We start from the raw sequence: 18411 nt of genomic DNA, 5'->3' as shown, positions 1-18411 counted from the left end.
TCGTGCCGAGGTCGCTTTTGTGATTGGAAGGAGAAGAATGATGATTCACTTGCTTGTCGCGGCCGCCCTGGCCGGCTCGGTCGGTGGGGCGGAACCGCAGGATTTTTCAGGCGCCGCGCCCCTGATGCAGGGTGATTACGCCGCCGCCGAACGGGCGATCGACCGCGAACTGCGCATGTTCCCGGGTAGCCCCGATCTGCTGCTCAACCTCGCGATCGTCTATGCGCGCACCGACCGCGCCGATCAGGCCCGCCGGCTCTATGCGCAGGTGCTGGCCCAACCCGATGAAATGCTCGATAGCGGTCGCGCGACGATGAGCGCGCACGCGATCGCCAGGCGTGGGCTCGCGGTGATGGCCGCCCGCGCGACACCCGGCTTGGCCGCGGTGAAATAATCGTCCGGCGGCGCGGGCCGATCGACCTCGATCGGCGCCCGCGCCAAGGGATCAGGCGCGCTCGGCCGAGCTAACCGCCTCGGCCGCGCGCAGCCCGCCGACCAGCCGGGTAAGGTGCACCACGTCGCGCACCTCCACGTCGAAGATGTTGGTGTGATAGCCGGTATCGCGGTTATCGAGCCGCATATTGATGATGTTGGCCTGATGCGCGCCGATGATCGTGGCGACCACGCCCAGCGCGCCGGGCTCGTTCTTCAGCTGCACCGAGAGCCGCGCGATCGCTCCCTCGGTCCGCTCACCCCAGGCAAGATCGACCCAATCGGCGTCGTCCGAGTCGATCAGCCTTGGGCAATCGATGCGATGGACCTCGATCCCCTCGTTCGGGCGGCGCAAGCCGACAATGCGGTCGCCGGGCACCGGATGGCAGCATTCGGCGAGATCGAACGCCACGCCTGGGGTTAGCCCCTTGATCGAGATCGCCACATTGGTCGGTACCGACACCTGATCGGTGCCGCGCGTAAGCCCTTGCGCGCTGCCGGGCATCAGCGCTTCCATCACCTCGAAATCGGTGAAGCGGCGCCGCGCGATCGCCTCCATCAGCGCGGCCTCGTCAGGCAGTTTCAGCCGTTTGACCGCGGCGTCGACTGCGCCGTCGCCGAGCACGGCGGGTAACTGCTTGACGATCGCCTCGTAGAGTTTGCGCCCCAGCGCCTGGCTCTCGCTGCGTTCCTTGATTCGCAAATGCCGCCGGATTGCCGCACGCGCCTTGCCGGTGATCGCGAAGTTCAGCCAGCCCGGCTGCGGCCGCTGCGCCTTGGAACGCAGGATCTGCACTTGATCGCCATTGTCGAGATGGGTGCGTAACGGCACGACCCGGCCGTTGATCTTCGCCCCCACCGCTTGATCGCCGACATCGGTGTGGAGCGCATAGGCGAAGTCGATCGGGGTCGCGCCCTTGGGCAGCTGGATCAGCTCGCCGCGCGGGGTGAAGGCGAAGATGCGATCGGCATACATCGCCATCTTGGTGTGTTCGAGCAGCTCCTCGGGGCTTTCCGCCGCCTCCAGGATCTCGACGAGATCAGCGATCCAGCGCACCTGCGTATCGGGGCGGACCTTGCTGCTCTTATACGCCCAGTGCGCTGCCAGGCCATGCTCGGCCTCGGCGTGCATTTCGGCGGTTCGGATCTGGATTTCGACGCGGGTATTCTCGGCGTGCATCACGCTAGTGTGGAGCGAGCGATAGCCGTTGCGCTTGGGGGTCGAGATATAGTCCTTGAACCGGCCCGGCACCATCGGCCAGCGGCGGTGAATCAGGCCGAGCGCGCGGTAGCAATCCTCCTCGTTCGGCACGATCGCGCGGAACGCCATGATGTCGGACAATTGCTCGAAGCTGATGTGGCGCTCGCTCATCTTGCGCCAGATCGAATAGGGGTGCTTCTCGCGCCCGAAGACGCGCGCTTCGACGCCGTGGCGCTGAAGCAATTGCTCGAGCGAGGCGCCGATCTTGGCGATACGGTCCTCGTCGCCTTCGTGGAGCAGCTCCAGCCGGCGGGTGATCGAGGCATAGGCCTCGGGCTCAAGCTCGCGGAACGCCAAGCTCTGCATCTCGCGCATGAACTCGTACATGCCGATCCGCTCGGCGAGCGGGGCATAGATATCCATCGTCTCCTTGGCGATGCGCCGCCGCTTCTCGGGCTTGGGGATGTGATGGAGCGTGCGCATGTTGTGCAGCCGGTCGGCGAGCTTCACCAGCAGCACGCGGATGTCGTCGGACATTGCCAGCAGGAATTTGCGCAGATTTTCGGCGGCGCGCTCGCTTTCGGTCTGCGCCTCGATCTTCGACAGCTTGGTGACGCCATCGACGAGCCGGGCGACGCTGGCGCCGAACAGGCGGTGGATTTCCTCGGGGGTCGCGACCGTGTCCTCGATCGTGTCGTGCAGAATCGCGGTGGTGATGGTTTCGTCGTCGAGCTTCAGGTCGGTCAGGATGCCGGCCACTTCGATCGGGTGGCTGAAATAGGGATCGCCGCTCGCGCGCTTTTGTGATCCGTGCGCCTGGAGCGAGAACACATAGGCACGGTTGAGCATCGCCTCATTGGCATGGGGGTCGTAGCTTAGGACCCGATCGACCAGTTCATATTGGCGTAGCACTGGCGCTATTTGGGGGCGGCTCGTGCCGCTTTGCAACATGAAAAGGGGCGCGGCCACGGCCACGCCCCTTCATAATCCGGACGAAATCGACTCAGCCGGCGCGCGAATTGCACTCGGCGAGTTCGGCGGCGCCGAAGGGCTGGCCATTGACGCTGAACGACTTGAGCGCGCCGATGCGCTGCACGACCAGCTGGCACATGATCGCATCACGTTGCGTGCTCTTGGGCGCGCTGCACGCCGGGCCGGTGCACTTCCAGAGCGTGCCCGAGGTGATCACCGAGTTCTTGGCGGGCGCGGCGACCGGCACCGCGTTATAATAGGTGCCCCCTTGCGCGAACGCGGCGGGAGCGATCATCAGGCCAGCGACTGCGGCGGCGACGGAAAGCAAGCGAGTCATTCGATCCTCTCATCCTTTTGCCTTGCGCTACTGGCACCGCGCGGCCGTTCGCAAGCGCAAAATACGTTGCAAGTTGCTACTTACCCCATTAGGTTGCCGGTTGCAACCTGAATAGTGCGTGAACTCTTATAATCTGACGGGAAATGGTTTAGGAAGAGATGATGGAGGGCAAATCGCGCCATCCTTTACGCGAACCCCTGCGCGATCTGGCCGCCTGCAGCCTGCCGGCCGCGCTCGAAGCGATGGGTGAGCGCTGGTCTTTCCTGATTTTGCGTGCCGCTTTCAATGGCTTGCACCATTTCGAAGAGTTCCAGATGGAGCTCGGCATCGCGCGCAACATTCTCGCCAACCGGCTCGCGCGACTGGTCGATCACGGGATTTTGGCGCGCGTCGCGCTGCCCGAGGACCGCCGCAAGATCGAATACCGGCTCACCGACAAGGGCCAGGCGCTGCTGCCGACGATGGTCGCGCTGCGACAATGGGGCGAGCGCTGGGAAACCGGGGTCGCGGCGACGCCGGTGCTGGTCGATGCGCGCGATCGCCGCCCGATTCGCGCGGTCGAGGTGCATGGCTGGGACGGGCGGGTGCTGACCAAGGGCGACCTGCTCTGGGCGCTGCCAGAAGATGTCGCAAGCGACGTGCCGATCGCGCAAGCGGCGGAATAACCGGCGGGCGGCGGGCCGACGACGGAGACCTCGTGATTCTACGCGAGCGGCCTTGGGCTCAAGCCAGCGCGCGCTCTCCCGCCACCAGTCGTTCGAGCGCCACGCGTACCGCGCCCGTGATCGGCTTGGGCCGACCCGCTTCCAGATCGACATGGACGATCACCATCTCGATCACGCAGTGCAGCTCGCCCGTCCTTGCGTCGCACAGCTCGAAGCGCTGGGTCAGGCTGGTGCCGCCGATCCGCGCGATACGGACGAACGCCTCGATCTCGTCGCCATAGGAAAAGGGCTTGAAATAGTCGATTTCGGTATGGCGGACGTTGAACTCCGCCTCGGTCCACTCATGGCCGAGTGCCCCCATGCCAGACCATTCCCAGAACTCGCTCACCGCATAATCGGCATATTCGAGGTAGCGCGAGTTGAAGACGATCTTCTGCCCGTCGATCTCGGCATAGCGGACCTTGAAGCGGGTGGAGAATTGAAATCCGGGGCGCGTCATGCGCGCACCCGATGCCCCCGCGGCGCCCGCTTCGTCAACCTTCGCCCGACTGATCGGGCGCGTGGTAGCGGCGATGGCCCCAAGGGATCGTCGCCCACAGCCGCTCATGCCCGTAGAACAGAATGATCTTGGTGATCACCTCGGTTCCCGCGATCGCGCCCGCGGTCTTCATACTGCCCGAGAAGATCAGCCCCAGCACGAAGGTGTCGACGCTGCCCAGCGCGCGCCAGCTCACCGCCTTGGCGAAGGAGCGGGGGTGGCTCTCGATGCCGCGGAACAGGAACATCAGCCGGTGCGCGCCGGGGTGTTGACCCCCATGCTCGCCAGATAGCGCTTCACGTTGCGCGCCGCCTGGCGCAGCCGCTGCTCGTTCTCGACGAGGGCGATGCGCACATAACCTTCGCCATTCTCGCCATAGCCGACGCCGGGCGCGACCGCGACCTTGGCATGGGTGAGCAACTGCTTGGCGAACTCCAGACTGCCCAAATGCGCGAGCGCGGGCGGCAGCGGCGCCCAGGCGAACATCGAGGCGGCGGGCGGCGGAATCTCCCACCCGGCGCGGCCGAATGCCTCCACCAGCACGTCGCGCCGGTGATGATAGAGCGCGCGGTTCTTCTCGACGATGTCCTGCGGGCCGTTGATCGCCGCGACCGCCGCCGCCTGGATCGGGGTGAAGGCGCCGTAATCGAGATAGCTCTTCACCCGGGTGAGCGCCGCGATCAGCGTGGGATTGCCGACCGCGAAGCCGATCCGCCAGCCGGCCATCGAATAGGTTTTGGACATCGAGGTGAACTCGACCGCGACCTCCTTCGCCCCCGGCACCTGCAGGATCGAGGGCGTTGGCTTCCCGTCGAAATAAATCTCCGAATAAGCAAGGTCGGAGAGCACCCAGATCTTGTGCTCGCGCGCGAACGCCACCACGCGCTCGTAGAAGGCGAGATCGACCGTCTCGGCGGTGGGGTTGGAGGGATAGCCCATCACCAGCACGCTCGGCTTGGGGACGGTGAACGCCATCGCGCGCTCCAGCGCCTCGAAATAGCGTTCGTCGGGCGTCGTCGGCACGCTGCGGATCGTCGCGCCGGCGATGATGAAGCCGAAGGTGTGGATCGGATAGCTGGGGTTGGGGGCGAGCACCACGTCGCCCGGCGCCGTGATCGCCTGGGCAAGGTTCGCGAGGCCCTCTTTGGAGCCGAGCGTCACCACCACCTCGCACTCGGGATCGAGCTCCACCCCGAACCGCCGGGCATAATAGGCCGCCTGCGCGCGCCGCAGTCCCGGAATCCCCTTCGATGCCGAATAGCCATGCGCATCGGGCTTGGCGGCGACTTCGGCGAGCTTTTCGATCACATGCGGCGGCGGCGGCAGATCGGGATTGCCCATGCCGAGGTCGATGATGTCCTCGCCGGCCGCCCGCGCAGCGGCGCGCATCGCGTTCACTTCCGCGATCACATAAGGCGGCAGGCGGCGGATGCGGTAGAATTCGTCAGTCATGGCGGTCCCTTGCTGCCAAATGCGGGCCGGCGCGCATAAGCGATGACGGATGCTAATCCGCGCGTTACAGGAAATGCAAACGCGCAAGAGGATGCCATGGCCGAAAACGACGCCCCGACGCTCCCGCCGCTCCCCAGCCTAGAGGATATGCAGCATTGGACCTGGGTGATGGGTCGCGCCCAGCAGATGATGCTGGAGGCGGGGCTGAAGACGCTGGAGGACAATCCCGCGCTTCCCATCATCCCCGGCTTCACCGACCCGCAGACGATCGCGCGCGCCCGCGACTTCTGGGCGGAATCGATGCGGCTGTGGCAGCGTCTCATCGTCCCCGAACTGGCCGAGCCCGCCGAGGAAAAGCCCGAGCACGCGCGCGACAAGCGCTTCAAGGCGCCGCAATGGCGCGACAACCCGGTGTTCGACTGGATCCGGCAGAGCTATCTGCTGATCTCCGATCACCTGCTCGCCAATGTCGATCAGCTCGAGGGGCTCGATCCCAAGCAGCGCGAGCAGATGCGCTTCGCGATGCGCAACATCGTCGAGGCGATGAGCCCGTCCAACTTCCCCGCGACCAACCCGCTCGTCATCGAAAAGACGCTCGAAAGCGGCGGCGAGAATCTGCTCGCGGGTCTGAAGAACATGCTGAGCGACATCGCCAAGGGCCAGCTGACGCATACCGACGCCAAGGCGTTCGAGGTGGGCCGCACGCTCGCGACCACGCCTGGCAAGGTGGTGAAGCGCACCACGCTCTATGAGCTGATCCAATACACCCCCACCACCGAGCAGGTGCTGGAGGTGCCGCTGATCATCTTCCCGCCCTGGATCAACCGTTATTACATCCTCGATCTGAGCCCCGAGAAGAGCTTTATCAAATGGGCGGTCGACCAGGGGGTGACGGTGTTCGTCGTCTCGTGGCGTTCGGCGGACGCGACGATGAAGGGCGTCACCTGGGACGATTATGTCGAAGCCGGCCAGATCGACGCGATCGACACGGTGCGCGCGCTGCTCGGCGTGCCGAGCGTCCACACGATCGGCTATTGCGTCGCCGGCACCACGCTCGCCGCGACGCTCGCGGTGCTGACGGCGCGGGGGCAGGCGGACAAGGTGAAGAGCGCGACCTTCTTCACCGCCCAGGTCGATTTCACCCGCGCGGGCGAATTGCTGAACTTCGTCGACGACGAGCAGCTGCGGCTGATCGAGCAATTGTCGCCCGAGGGCTATCTCGACGGGCGCTACATGGCCGCGACCTTCAACCTGCTGCGCGGGCGCGACCTGATCTGGAATTACGTCACCAACAATTATCTGCTCGGCCAGGATTATGCGCCGTTCGACCTGCTCTATTGGAACGGCGATACGACCAATCTGCCCTCCGCCTGGCATCTGAGCTATCTGCGCGATCTGTACCGCGACAATCTGCTGGTGAGGCCGGGCGCGCTGTCGATCCGCGGCACCCCGATCGACATTGGCCAGGTGACGACGCCCACCTATGTCCAGGCCGGGCGGGAGGACCATATCGCGCCGCCTGAAAGCGTCTGGCGGATCACCGAGCATTTCAAGGGACCGCTGAAGTTCGTGCTGGCGGGTTCGGGGCATATCGCCGGCGTGGTCAACCCGCCGGCGGCGGGCAAATATCAATATTGGACCAATGACCGCGCCTGCGCGACGCTCGCCGATTTCGTCGCCGGTGCCCATGAGACCAAGGGCAGCTGGTGGCCCGATTGGATCGATTGGCTGCGCACGCAGGACGCGGCGCAGGTGCCCGTCGCTGGTGCGCGGCGGCCGGGCGATGGCGCATTGCCTGCCCTGGCCGAAGCGCCGGGCGATTATGTGCGAATGCGATAAAAGGTTTTTTCAATAGGTTAACTGGCAATGCTGCACCCATGTTGCAGCGCACAATTTTTCTTGCATCTTCGGGAACCTTATTCTATATCGCAGCGCAGCAAATGTAGGAGCGCTGTAGCCATGGCGACCAAGGGTCCAAAGAACGATGGCGTGCCGACCAAGCCCGCCCCCCGCAAGCCCGGCGCACGGGTGAAGAAGCCGGCGGCGCAGGGTGCCGCCATTCTGGCGACGCCCGTGGCCGAGCCCGCCGCCATTATCCCGCCGGCCGTGCTGCCGCCGGTCGCCGAAGCCCCGGCAGTCGTCGCGGCTGCGCCAGTCGAGGCTCCCGCCGCCCCGGTGCCCGCGCCCGTGATCGAAACCCCGGCCCCCGTGGCCGCGACCGCCGCCCCGGCGCCGGTCCAGCCTGCTGAACTTCCCACTCCGCCGGTCTCCGCGCCGTCGGCTTTTACTGCCCGCAAAAAGGAACTGACGATGGAAAACACGCTGCACGCCACTGCCGAGAAGACTCAGGCGATGTTCGCCGACATGAACAGCCGCACCAAGGAAGCGATGGAGAAGAGCACCAAGCTGTTCGCCGACATGAACGAGTTCGCGAAGGGCAATGTCGACGCGGTCGTCGAGTCGTCGAAGGTCGCGATGAAGGGCTTCGAGTCGCTGAGCCAGGAAGCCGCCGACTATACCCGTCGCAGCTTCGAAACCGCGACCGCCGCGATGCGCAACCTCGCCGCCGTCAAGACCCCGGCCGAGCTGATGAAGCTGCAGAGCGACTATGTCCGCCAGACTTTCGACAGCATGGTCGCCGAAACCAGCAAGCACACCGAAGCGATGATCAAGCTGGCGAGCGATGTCGCTCAGCCGATCTCGAACCGCGTCGCGGTCGCTGCCGAGAAGATCAAGGTCGGCGCGTAAGCCGATCCCGCCTTCACGGGCGGATTGCTGACAAGAGCGGCGGCTCCGGTTGGGGGCCGCCGTTTTTTTTGCGTGCGCTGGGGTGGGGGCGGTTCTGGGCATCGACCCACCCCTACCCCTCCCTTTCAGGGAGGGGTGTGTTGCTCAGGGTCTTAGCCCCTCCTGGGAAGAGTTTCGGGTCGGTCATGCCCCCGGCATGACCTAAGCAGTCCGGGGGACTGCTTACCCGAAACCGGGTTGGGGTGGGTACGGCGCCCTGCCTCTCCCACCGCCACCCACCGACCGCCCGCGATTTCTCATCGTCTCGCCTCTTGCGGGCGAGGGGGCGCGTGGCCTATTTTCCAGCTTCCATGACATCAACAACGACACCAATGGTCGCGATGGCCGAGCGCCGCGACGAAGACGAAGGGCCCGGCCTGGGGGTCGCCACCCGCACCCGCGCGCGCACCAAGAAGCCGACGCCCTACCGCGTGCTGATGCTGAACGACGATTACACCCCGATGGAGTTCGTCGTCCTCGTCCTCCAACGCTTCTTCAACATGAATATCGAGGATGCGACGCGGGTTATGCTCCATGTCCACCAGAAGGGCGTGGGGGTGTGCGGCGTGTTCACCTATGAAGTCGCCGAGACCAAGGTGAGCCAGGTGATCGATTTCGCCCGGCAGAACCAGCACCCGCTGCAATGCACGCTGGAGAAGGCTTGAGGGGCTTTTCGGTCTAGGCCTGCTCGCGATCAATTGTGACCAATCCTCCTCATCAACGGGGAGGAGTTGGGTCAGCTCAAGCCCCCGCCAACCACCGCCGCGTTTCGGCCTCCAAAATCTCCAGCGGCACTCGGCCCGTGCCCAGCACCGCCTCATGGAAGTCGGGAAGCGCGAAGCGCGCGCCCAGCTTGGCCTTGGCCTCCTCGCGCAGCTTCACGAACACCGAATGGCCGATCTTATAGCTGCACGCCTGGCCCGGCGTCGCGCAATAGCGATCTACTTCGCGCGCGGCGAAACCGGGCGCCTCGCCCTCCTGGTCGACGAAGCGGGCGATCGCCTGCGCGCGCGTCCAGCGATAATGATGGATGCCGGTATCGACCACGCAGCGATTGGCGCGGAACAGCTGGAACTTGAGGTAACCCAGCCGCCCCAGCGGATCATCGTCATACATGCCGAGCTCGTCGGCCAGCTGCTCGGCATAGAGCGCCCAGCCCTCGCCATAGCCCGAAAAGCCGCCGGTCTTGCGGATCAGCGGCAGGTTGGCGTTGGAGAGCGCGAGCCCGCCCTCGAACTGGTGGCCGGGCAGGCCTTCGTGGAACACGGTCGTCGCCAGGCAGAATTTGGGCCATTCGGCCGCATCGCGCAGGTTGAAGTACACCAGCCCCGGCCGCTTGCCGTTGAGCGAGGGCGGCTGCGCGAAGGCGGACGCGGCGCCCGCCTCATTCTCCACCGGTACCCGGCGTACCTCGAAGGCATATTGCGGCTGCCGCTTGAACGCGCGCGGCAGGCGCGGGCGGATCGCGGCGAGGCGATCGTTGCAATAGGCGATCGCCTGGCGCTTGCCCTCGTCGGTATCGGGGTAGAGCTGTGCCGGATCCTTGTAGAGCGCCGCCATCCGCGCGCCGATGCTGCCCTTGGTGAACCCCTGCGCCTTGAGCAGCGCGTCGAGCCGCGAGGAGATGGCGGCGGCTTCGTCCAGCCCGAACTTGTGGACATCCTCCGGGGTCATCCGCGTCGTCGTCGTGCCGGCGAGCGCGACCGCGTAGAATTCGGGGCCTTCCTTGAACTTCCATACCCCGGCGTCGCTTGTCGCCTTGGCGCGCAAGTCCTTTACCAGTGCGAGCTGCGTCTGGAGCGCGGGGAAGACGCGCGTGCCGTAGAGTTGCGCCGCGCGCGCGCCGAAGCGGGGATCGAGGCCCTTCGCGGCCGCGCGCCGCTCGAGCGAGGTGACGACGGTTGCTTGGGCACCCGGCACCGCGGTCTTGGTCAGCTGGTCGATCGTCGCGTCGAGCAGGAAATCGGGCGGCACGATGCCACGCGCCGATTGATCGCGCAGATCATTGGTGTTGGCGTTGAGCTGATCGGCGAATTGGCCAAGGCGCGAGAGATAGGCCTCGGCGTCGCTCGCATTCTCGATCGGGTGCTTGGTGTCGAGGAAGCTCGGCGTCGATTGATAGGCGCCGGTCAGCTGGCTGACGACATAGGGCGAGCGGCTGTACGAAGCGCCGCCGAAATCGAAGCGCTGCGCCGCCGCCTGCTGGCGCTTGGTGTAGAGCACCACGTCGTAATTGCGCTTGTCCTCGGCGCTCAGCTTGTCGGTGTTGAACGCCTCCAGCAGCGCGATGTGGCGCGCGGTGAGCGTGCGCGCCGCCTGCCGCCCCGCCGGGCCTTCGTCGCCCAGTTGCGCGCGCAGATCGGCATTTGCCCCCGTGTCGAGCCCCAGTTGCGTCGCGCCTTCGGGGTTCAGCCGCAACTGCTCGGCAAACATCCGGTCGAACAGCGCGCCGAGCGCCTCCCCCGGCTCCTGCGCCGAACCCCGCGCGGGCAGCGCCGCGACCGCGCCGAGCGCGACGCCCGCCTTCAACACATCGCGACGATCGATCATTGCGCTTTCTCCTGGCTGATGATGGGCAGGGCGATGAAACTCGCCTGCGCGCCCGCGACACTCACTCGCTGCGTCGCCTTCTGATAATCGGCGGGCTTGGCGAAGAAGATGTTCGGCACGAATTTCTGCGGGTTGCGATCATAAAGCGGGAACAGGCTCGACTGGATTTGCACCATGATGCGGTGGCCGGGCTTGAACACATGGTTGGTCTGCGGCAGCGCGAAGCGATAGCTGAGCGGCTTGTCGGCGGCGATCGGCTGCGGCTTGTCGAGGCCTTCGCGATACCGGCCCCGGAAAATGTCGAGCGCGACCGCGAACTGGTAGCCGCCCATTTTCTGGTCGCCCGCCACCTGTTCCGGATAGACGTCGATCAGCTTAACCACCCAGTCGACATCGGTGCCACTGGTCGCCGCGGTCAAGTTCACCTCGGGCGCGCCGGCGATGGTGACGGGCTTGTCGAGCGGTTCGGTGACGAAGCTCAGCACGTCGGGCCGCGCGGCGGCGGGACGCTGGTCGGTCGTCAGCCAGGCCTTCCAATGGTCGTCCGCATAGCCGGTCGGCGCGATCGGGCGCGGGGTGAAGGGCACCGGATGCGCCGGATCGCTCACATAATCGGCGGTCGCCGTCCCCTCGGCGCGGGTGAAGCCGAGCTTGCCCTCGGGCTGCAGATAGAGCGGGGTCGCCGCCGGCGCGGTCGGCCAGCTGGTCAGCCGCTGCCAGCGATTGGCGCCCGACTGGAACGCGGTTACCGGCGCCACGTCCATCGGCTCGTCCTTCAGATAGTGCGCGAGGAACGGGGCGAGGACTTCGTGGCGCCACCATTTCGCGGTGTCGGCATCCCAGTTGATGTTGCCCAGACGGTCACCCTTGTCGATGCCCTGGCCGTGATACCAGGGGCCCATCGTCAGATAGACCATGTCGTTCCGCGCATCCTTGGGCTCGAGCGCTGCATAGACGGCGGGGGCGCCGTAAATGTCTTCCTGGTCCCACAGCGAATGGACCAGCATCACCGGCACCTTCAGCGGCTGGCGGGCGAGGATCTTATCCATCGCCTGTTCCTGCCAAAAACTGTCGTAAGCGGGGTGCTGGGTGATCTTCTGCCAGAAGCCGATCTGATCGAGCCCGTGCTGCCGCCCAAGCTCGCCCGCGCTGCCGGCGGCGAGATAGGCGGCATAATCATCGGCATGGGTGTTGACCCAGGGGATCGAATTGTCGGCGGTCGCGACCTGCTCCCAGATATAGGGCGCGCCGGTCTGGCGGAAGGCACCGTTATGGAACCAGTCGTCGCCGCGCCAGCCATCGACCATCGGGTTCATCGGCACCGAGACTTTGAGCGCCGGGTGCGGATTGATGAGGGCGACCAGCGGTTCATAGCCATCATAGCTGATACCGATGATGCCGACGCGGCCGTTCGATTCGGGCAGATTCTTCACCAGCCAGTCGATCGTGTCGTAGCAATCGGTCGAATCATCGACCTTGGTGGGATTGAGCGACGTTCCGACCAACGGGCGGTTCATCACATAATCGCCCTTGGAGCCGTATTTGCCGCGAACGTCCTGGATCACGCGGATATAGCCGCCTTCCGCGATCACATCATAGGCATTGTCATAGCCTTCGAGCGCGGTTGCGAGATCGGCCGCCTTGCTGTTTGCCGAGAGTCCTTCGGCGTTATACGGCGTGCGGGTGAGCAGTACCGGCGCGTTCTTCGCGCCCTTTGGGATCAGGATCACGGTGTGGAGCGTCACCCCGTCGCGCATCGGGATGTCCACCACCCGGCGCGTGTAGTTCCACTGCGCTTGCGGCAGCTGAGGGTTGGCGGGTCGCTCGGTATAGCTTTGCGCGAGCGCGCTGCCCGAGCCGAGCAGGACCGCGGCGGCGGCGAGCTTCCAACGCTTCATGGCTTATCCCCCAATTGATTTTGCCCAGAGCATGGCGCGCGGCGGGGGGACCGACAAGAGCGAAACGCCCGCCAAACCGGGGGTTTGGCGGGCGTAACTCGTGGAAATTTCCCAATCAGCGCTAGGCTGATCGAGGCGTGGTTCAGCCGACGCGATTGCCGCTCAACGGGAAGCTACCGAACGCGCCCGCGCCGATCGAGCCGGTGATGGTGTCGCCATCGACGGTCGCCTCGCAGGTCAGCGTCATCGGCATCGGCACCGTCATCTGCATCGTCCACTTGATGGTGTTGCCCGAAATCGTCCCATCGGTGATCTGGGTCGATCCCATCGCGCCGGTGCTGGTGCCGGTCCAGGTGTCGCCATTGCTCTGGACGACGATCGTCGACTTCTGGTCGCCGAGCGGCGACTTCGTCACGGTTTCCCAGGTGCCATCGACTGCGGCCATCTTCGCTCTCCTTACTTCGCGCCCAGAACGGACGCGGCTGGCACCACCTCGACCGGCAGCCCGAGCGAGTCAAGCTGGCTGCGGACGACCTTGGCGTCGCCGACCACCACCCAGACGAACTTGCTGGGGTCGATCGCCGAGCGTGCCGCAGCGTCAAGCTCCTCCCGCGTCATCGCGCGATATTTCGCGGTGATCGTCGAATAATAATCGTCGGGACGCTTATACTGGTCGTTATCGAGCATCGCGTTCAGCACGTCGCTCGCGGTTTCGAATCGCCCGGCGAGTTCGCGGGTGGCGCCGTTGATCGTGCGGGTGAATTCCTCGCTCGTCACGCCCTTGGGGCCGAAGAAGTCCTTCAGGTCCTGCTGGATCGAGGCGATCGAGGGGCCGGTCTTGTCGGCCTGCACCGGCGCGCTGACGGTGTAGGTGACATAGGTCTGGTTCTGGCCGACGCCGCCGCCCGCGCCATAGGACCAGTGCTTGGTCTCGCGCAGGTCCATGTTGATCCGCGAGAGGAAGCTGCCGCCGAGCACGTCGTTGGCGGTGCGCAGCTTGAGCACGTCGCTGCCGCTGGGCAGGCCGGTCAGCTGGCCGGCGAGGATCAGCGATTGCGGCGAGTCGGGCCGATCGACCAGCACGATCTTCGGCGCCACCTGCTGCGCGGGGGTGTCGACCGCCTTGGCGCCGGCGGTGCCGGTGCCGCGCCAATCGCCGAACTCCTTTTCGAGCAGCGGCTTGAGCGTCGCGAGCGGCTGATCGGAGACGATGAAGAGCTTCGCCTTTTCCGGCCGCAGCCACGCCTGATAAAAGCCGACGACATCATCGCGCGTCAGCTTCGCCACCGCCGCCGGATCGCCGCTTGCCGAGGCGGCTTTCGCATAAGGCGAGGCGCCATAGACCAGCTTGGGCAGCACGCGATTGGCGAGGCCCTGGGGCTGGGTGATTTCCTGCTGGATCCCCGCCAGCTGGGTGGTGCGCAGCCGGGCGATTTCCTTTTCCGGGAAGGAGGGGGTGCGCACGATATCGCCGAACAGATCGATCGCCGGGGCGGCGTTGGCGCTGGGCGCGGTCATGCTGATATAGGTCCGGTCGGCGCTGCTGCCGCCGCCGAAGTTCAGGCCCAGCCGCTCGCGTGCTTCGGCGATGCCGACGCCGTCGAGCTTGGCCGTGCCCTCGTCGATCGCCGACAGGGTGAGCTGTTGCAGGCCGAGCTTGTCGCTGGGATCGGCGACGATACCCGCGTCGAACGAGATCAGCGCCCGCGTCACCGGCACCGCGGTGCGCTGCGCATAGACGACTTCGATGCCGTTGCTGAGCTTGGTCCGCTCCACCTTGGGGAAAGTGAGGTTGCCGACCGCGCCGACCGCCGGGGCAGGCTCGGCGCGCGAGTTGGCGGGCTTCAGCTCGGGTGCGGCGGGGACGGGCGCGGCTTCCTTCGCCACATCGGTCGAGGCTTCGCGCGGCCCGGGCACGACATTGATCGCATAGACCGGGCGGGTGAGCCACTTTTGCACGGCCGCCTTCACGCTTTCCGGCGTTTGCGCGGCGAGCGCGGTGAGCTGCTTTTTGTAGAAGCCCGGATCGTTCTGGTAGAGCGCGCCTTCCGCCAGCGCGACGGCCTTGCCGCCGAACCCGCCGACCGATTCAAGCCCGTCGATCCGCCGTGTCGCCGCGGTGGTCACCGACCGTTGCAGCTCGTCGGCGGTCGGGCCGTTCTTCACGAAATCGGCGATCACTTCGTCGAGCCGCTTCTCGGCCTGGGCGACATCGGCGCCAGGGCGCACGACCATGATGACCTGGAACACGCCGATCTGCGCGAAGCTGGAAACGCTCGCGCTCGCCTGCACGGCCAGTTTGTCCTCGCGCACCAGCGTCTTGTCTAGCCGCGACGAGGCGAGCCCGCCGAGCACGCTCGCCGCCGCGTTGAGCGCGGGCGCATCCGCCTCGCCGAGCCCCGGCACCGCCCACAGCCGGGTGACGAGCGTCGCCGCGACCCGGTCCTTGATCTCGACCTTCTTGGGCTGATCGAGCGTTGGGATCGTCACCGTCGGGCGCACCGATTTGGGACCGGCTTTGATCTTGCCAAAATATTTGGTGACCAGCGTCTTGGCGGTCGGCACGTCGATGTCGCCTGCCAGCACCAGCACCGCGTTGTTGGGGCCATAATGATCGCGGAACCAGCCCTTCACATCGTCGAGGCTCGCCGCGTCGAGATCGGCGAGCGAGCCGATCGTGGTGTGGCCATAGGGGGTGCCTTGCGGGAACAGGCCGCCGAAGATCGAATATTGCAGCAGACCATAGGGGCGGTTGTCGCCCTGGCGCTTTTCATTCTGCACCACGCCGCGCTGCTCATCGAGCACGGCTTGCGTCACCGCGCCGAGCAGATAGCCCATGCGGTCGCTCTCCAGCCACAGCGTCTTTTCGAGCGCGGCGGTGGGCACGGTCTCGAAATAATTGGTGCGATCGAAGAAAGTCGTGCCGTTCAGATCGGTCGCGCCGACCTGCTTTAGCGGCTCGAAGAAATCCCCCGGCGCGTTCTCGCTGCCGTTGAACATCAGATGTTCGAACAAATGGGCGAAGCCGGTCTTGCCCTTGGGCTCGTGCTTCGAGCCGACATCATACCATACGCTCACGGCGACCACGGGTGCCTTGCGGTCGGTATGAACGATTACCCGCAAGCCATTGGGCAGGGTGAACTGCTGATAGGGAATGTCGACGCGCTTGACGAGATCGGCAACGGGCGCGGCCGTCTGGGCGTTGAGCGGCGCCGCGAGCGCGGCGAGCGCGACGGTGGTGGCAAGGTGAAGCTTCATGGGCATCCTCTTTCTCATAATTCATTGGCGATTAGTAACGAAAACAGGCGTAAACACTAGGGGCGATAAGTGCGTTCGGTGTGTTTCGCGAGCTCGGCGGGATCGAACCACACGGGCTTGAGCTGGTGCCGCGCGAACAGCGGCGCCTGATCGGCATAATGGGGCGAGTTGGGCCGGGTGGTCGCCGCGCCATAGGGCTGGATCGATTGCGAGTTGACGCGGCCGGCTTTGTCCCAGGCCATGAACATCACGAAGCTGTCGCCATGCTTCACCACCAGCCGGCCATCGGGTGCCTCGTCCCAATTGCTGGTCGCGCGCAGTGTGTCGGCGCCGCCGTCGAGCGGCAGGTCGACCGTGCCGTGCCGCAGCCGCAACACCTGCGCGAGTGGCGGATCGAGCCGGCCGAAATGCTTGGTCAGATACTCGCCCGCGTCCTTCAGCACTTGGCGGGGATCGGCGGACTCCTTGCGCGGATAGTGCCAGCGATTGCCGACGCGCAGCACGATCGCCGCGAGCGCATCGGCGCCGCCTTTGCCGTCGAAGTTCCAGTCCCAGCCTTTGAGCAACCTCACCGCCTGCGCCAGCCGCGCGTCGCCCTGCGGCTCGACCGCCATCAGTCGTTCGAACCAGCGCGCGGCCCAGCTCTGCCGGCTGACCGCGCTGTCGAACTTGATCGCGTGCCATTCGGCCTCGCTCACCTTGGGATCGGCGCCGAGCAGCTCGATCGCGCGGGTGGCGCGGTTGGTGGTGTCGGTCTCGATGCCGAGCAGCGGGGAATAGTCCTCGGGCTTGATCTCATAGCCCGCGCCCGCTGCCTGATAGGGGGTGTTGTTGGCGTTGATGATGAAGCCCGATCCCGGGTTCACGTTGCGGGGCACCTGCGCCCAGGGCACGGTGCCCTGCGCCAGATCGCGCGATGTGTCGCCGGGCAGCACGCGGGCATAATCAAACCCGGCTTTGCGCACCGGGAACATCGCGTTGTAGAAATGGGCGATGTTGCCGGCGGCGTCGGCATAGATGAAATTGGTCGCGGGCACGCCCTGGATCGCGAGCGCGCGCTGCCATTCGGCGAAATCGCGCGCGCGGTTGAGGCGGTAATATTCCTCGACCATTTTCAGCTGCCCGGCGCCCGCATAATGCAGCGCATAGGCGCCCGATTTGTTGACGATCACCGGACCATGGACCGAGCGATACAGCGTCTTGGGCACCGGCAGCACGAACGGCCCCCACAGCTTCACCGGCAGCCACACCGTCTGCGCCTCCAGCGGGCGCCAGGCGCCGTCGAAGCGATAGCTTTTGCCGTCGGCGCTGAGGGTCAGCTTGTAGAGATCGGTCAGGTCCGGGCGGTTGACGGTGTTGGTCCAGCCAAGCGTCCTGTTGTGGCCGAGCAGCGGATAGGGCGCGCCGGGGAAGGTCGCGCCAGCGAAATCCCAGCCGGTCTTGCTGTGGACGACCAGTTCATACCAGGCGACCGGCCCCGCCCAGGGCTGGTGCGAATTGGAGATCAGCCGCGTTACCCCTTCCGCCGAGCGCGCCGGGGCGAGCGCGAAGGCGTTCGAGCCATTCTCGGTGCTCGCGCGGGGCTCGGGCGCGCCGATCGGGAGGGCGACGGGATCGGGGCTGTCGGGCGCCGGGCCGGCGCTTTCGCGGGGCAGCGGTTTGTCCTGCGTAAGGGCGCCGAGCACCGCGTCGAGCCCGAAGAAGAAGGGTGAGCGCAGCACGAAGCCCGCAGCGATGTCGCGCCCATTCACCGGGAACAGGCGCGAAAGCCGCACTTCATCGGGGTGCTTCTCGGCATAGAGGTTCAGCCCGGCCGCATAGCCATCGAGCAGCGCGCGGACATCGGCGGGCTGCTTGTCATAATCGCGCGCCACCACTTCGCGCGCCCGGGTCAGGTGCAGCGCGAAATCGACCGCGGCGCCTTCTTGACCCTTCAAGGCGCCGAACCGCCCGCGCGTCATCGCCACGACGTGCTGCAGCGTTTCGAAATCATCCTCGGCATGGGCATAGGCGATGCCATAGGCGACATCGGGGTCGGTCGCGCCGAAGATATGGGGTGTCCCGAAGCTGTCGCGGACGATGCGGGTGTCATAGCGGTGCGGCGGCGGCGCGGCGGCCGGCGTCGCGGCGAGGGGTTCCCATACCGCCAGGCCCACGCCCGCCACCAGCACGATACCGCCCAGGCCGAGCCCGATCCGCCGCCAAACGCCCACGCTTCCCCCCAAATTTTCCGCGTGTTGTAGCCAACCAAAACGGTACAAGCGAGCGGATTTCGCGTCAGCGCCGGACGGTCTTGTGTTGCATAATGGCAACACTACATT

15 protein-coding genes are annotated in these 18411 nt (G+C 65.8%); 5 read left to right on the top strand and 10 right to left on the bottom strand.

Translation table 11 applies throughout. The features are described from left to right. Positions 1-40: 40 nt before the first annotated feature. Entirely contained in the window at positions 41-394 is a 354-nt protein-coding gene (locus K2X73_RS02110) for a tetratricopeptide repeat protein (RefSeq protein ID WP_294108152.1), read from the top strand. 51 nt (positions 395-445) lie between these two features. Here the strand turns inward: K2X73_RS02110 and K2X73_RS02105 are convergent, their stop codons facing one another. Next, the gene (locus K2X73_RS02105) at positions 446-2545 is read right to left on the bottom strand and encodes a bifunctional (p)ppGpp synthetase/guanosine-3',5'-bis(diphosphate) 3'-pyrophosphohydrolase (protein WP_294108150.1); all 2100 of its coding nucleotides are present in this window, start codon (positions 2543-2545) and stop codon (positions 446-448) included. 91 nt (positions 2546-2636) lie between these two features. Beyond that, positions 2637-2942 (bottom strand): hypothetical protein, encoded by a 306-nt coding sequence (locus K2X73_RS02100; protein WP_294108148.1) that lies wholly within the window; start codon positions 2940-2942, stop codon positions 2637-2639. A gap of 161 nt (positions 2943-3103) precedes the next feature. Between K2X73_RS02100 and K2X73_RS02095 the strand changes: the two genes are divergently transcribed. Continuing rightward, positions 3104-3607 (top strand): helix-turn-helix domain-containing protein, encoded by a 504-nt coding sequence (locus K2X73_RS02095; protein ID WP_294108146.1) that lies wholly within the window; start codon positions 3104-3106, stop codon positions 3605-3607. Positions 3608-3665: 58 nt separating this feature from the next. On the opposite strand, the gene K2X73_RS02090 is transcribed toward K2X73_RS02095, so the two are convergent. From K2X73_RS02090 to K2X73_RS02080, 3 genes are read right to left on the bottom strand one after another with little or no spacing between them, the layout of a single operon-like run. Then, the gene (locus tag K2X73_RS02090) at positions 3666-4106 is read right to left on the bottom strand and encodes a thioesterase family protein (protein ID WP_294108144.1); all 441 of its coding nucleotides are present in this window, start codon (positions 4104-4106) and stop codon (positions 3666-3668) included. 34 nt (positions 4107-4140) lie between these two features. Next, on the bottom strand, positions 4141-4392 hold the full coding sequence (locus tag K2X73_RS02085) for a DUF2061 domain-containing protein (RefSeq protein ID WP_294108142.1): 252 nt from the start codon (positions 4390-4392) through the stop codon (positions 4141-4143). Further along, a complete protein-coding gene (locus K2X73_RS02080; protein ID WP_294108140.1) occupies positions 4392-5597 on the bottom strand; it encodes an LL-diaminopimelate aminotransferase in 1206 nt (401 codons plus the stop codon). Before K2X73_RS02080 ends, K2X73_RS02085 begins: the two co-directional genes overlap by 1 nt. 96 nt (positions 5598-5693) lie before the next feature. Between K2X73_RS02080 and phaC the strand changes: the two genes are divergently transcribed. The 3 genes from phaC (at position 5694) to clpS (ending at position 9049) form a co-directional block, all read left to right on the top strand. Further along, positions 5694-7436 (top strand): class I poly(R)-hydroxyalkanoic acid synthase, encoded by a 1743-nt coding sequence (gene phaC, locus K2X73_RS02075; protein ID WP_294108138.1) that lies wholly within the window; start codon positions 5694-5696, stop codon positions 7434-7436. 120 nt (positions 7437-7556) lie between these two features. Next, positions 7557-8345 (top strand): phasin family protein, encoded by a 789-nt coding sequence (locus K2X73_RS02070; protein WP_294108136.1) that lies wholly within the window; start codon positions 7557-7559, stop codon positions 8343-8345. Positions 8346-8725: 380 nt separating this feature from the next. After that, positions 8726-9049 (top strand): ATP-dependent Clp protease adapter ClpS, encoded by a 324-nt coding sequence (gene clpS / locus K2X73_RS02065; RefSeq protein ID WP_294108215.1) that lies wholly within the window; start codon positions 8726-8728, stop codon positions 9047-9049. 76 nt (positions 9050-9125) lie between these two features. On the opposite strand, the gene K2X73_RS02060 is transcribed toward clpS, so the two are convergent. The 5 genes from K2X73_RS02060 to K2X73_RS02040 form a co-directional block, all read right to left on the bottom strand. After that, complete coding sequence (locus tag K2X73_RS02060) at positions 9126-10934, bottom strand: DUF885 family protein (protein WP_294108134.1); 1809 nt, start codon at positions 10932-10934, stop codon at positions 9126-9128. Continuing rightward, a complete protein-coding gene (locus K2X73_RS02055) occupies positions 10931-12832 on the bottom strand; it encodes a CocE/NonD family hydrolase (protein ID WP_294108127.1) in 1902 nt (633 codons plus the stop codon). The genes K2X73_RS02060 and K2X73_RS02055 overlap by 4 nt, the downstream gene beginning before the upstream one ends. A 142-nt stretch (positions 12833-12974) precedes the next feature. Further along, entirely contained in the window at positions 12975-13277 is a 303-nt protein-coding gene (locus K2X73_RS02050) for a hypothetical protein (RefSeq protein WP_294108125.1), read from the bottom strand. A gap of 11 nt (positions 13278-13288) precedes the next feature. Continuing rightward, on the bottom strand, positions 13289-16096 hold the full coding sequence (locus K2X73_RS02045; protein ID WP_294108121.1) for a pitrilysin family protein: 2808 nt from the start codon (positions 16094-16096) through the stop codon (positions 13289-13291). A gap of 50 nt (positions 16097-16146) precedes the next feature. Continuing rightward, positions 16147-18303, bottom strand: coding sequence for a penicillin acylase family protein (locus K2X73_RS02040; protein WP_294108119.1), 2157 nt, complete (start codon positions 18301-18303; stop codon positions 16147-16149). Positions 18304-18411 lie beyond the last annotated feature (108 nt).

The organism is Sphingomonas sp., from assembly GCF_019746665.1.
Taxonomy (GTDB): Bacteria; Pseudomonadota; Alphaproteobacteria; order Sphingomonadales; family Sphingomonadaceae; genus Sphingomonas.
The sequence above is the reverse complement of the archived record's forward strand: the minus strand, read 5'-3'. Positions and strand labels throughout refer to the sequence as shown.

Coding starts and splice junctions, on each gene's coding strand:
- K2X73_RS02110 (WP_294108152.1), top strand. CDS start 41: ATGATTCACTTGCTTGTCGCGGCCGCCCTGGCCGGCTCGGTCGGTGGG.
- K2X73_RS02100 (WP_294108148.1), bottom strand. CDS start 2,942: ATGACTCGCTTGCTTTCCGTCGCCGCCGCAGTCGCTGGCCTGATGATC.
- K2X73_RS02095 (WP_294108146.1), top strand. CDS start 3,104: ATGGAGGGCAAATCGCGCCATCCTTTACGCGAACCCCTGCGCGATCTG.
- K2X73_RS02090 (WP_294108144.1), bottom strand. CDS start 4,106: ATGACGCGCCCCGGATTTCAATTCTCCACCCGCTTCAAGGTCCGCTAT.
- K2X73_RS02085 (WP_294108142.1), bottom strand. CDS start 4,392: ATGTTCCTGTTCCGCGGCATCGAGAGCCACCCCCGCTCCTTCGCCAAG.
- K2X73_RS02080 (WP_294108140.1), bottom strand. CDS start 5,597: ATGACTGACGAATTCTACCGCATCCGCCGCCTGCCGCCTTATGTGATC.
- phaC (WP_294108138.1), top strand. CDS start 5,694: ATGGCCGAAAACGACGCCCCGACGCTCCCGCCGCTCCCCAGCCTAGAG.
- K2X73_RS02070 (WP_294108136.1), top strand. CDS start 7,557: ATGGCGACCAAGGGTCCAAAGAACGATGGCGTGCCGACCAAGCCCGCC.
- clpS (WP_294108215.1), top strand. CDS start 8,726: ATGGCCGAGCGCCGCGACGAAGACGAAGGGCCCGGCCTGGGGGTCGCC.
- K2X73_RS02060 (WP_294108134.1), bottom strand. CDS start 10,934: ATGATCGATCGTCGCGATGTGTTGAAGGCGGGCGTCGCGCTCGGCGCG.
- K2X73_RS02055 (WP_294108127.1), bottom strand. CDS start 12,832: ATGAAGCGTTGGAAGCTCGCCGCCGCCGCGGTCCTGCTCGGCTCGGGC.
- K2X73_RS02050 (WP_294108125.1), bottom strand. CDS start 13,277: ATGGCCGCAGTCGATGGCACCTGGGAAACCGTGACGAAGTCGCCGCTC.
- K2X73_RS02045 (WP_294108121.1), bottom strand. CDS start 16,096: ATGCCCATGAAGCTTCACCTTGCCACCACCGTCGCGCTCGCCGCGCTC.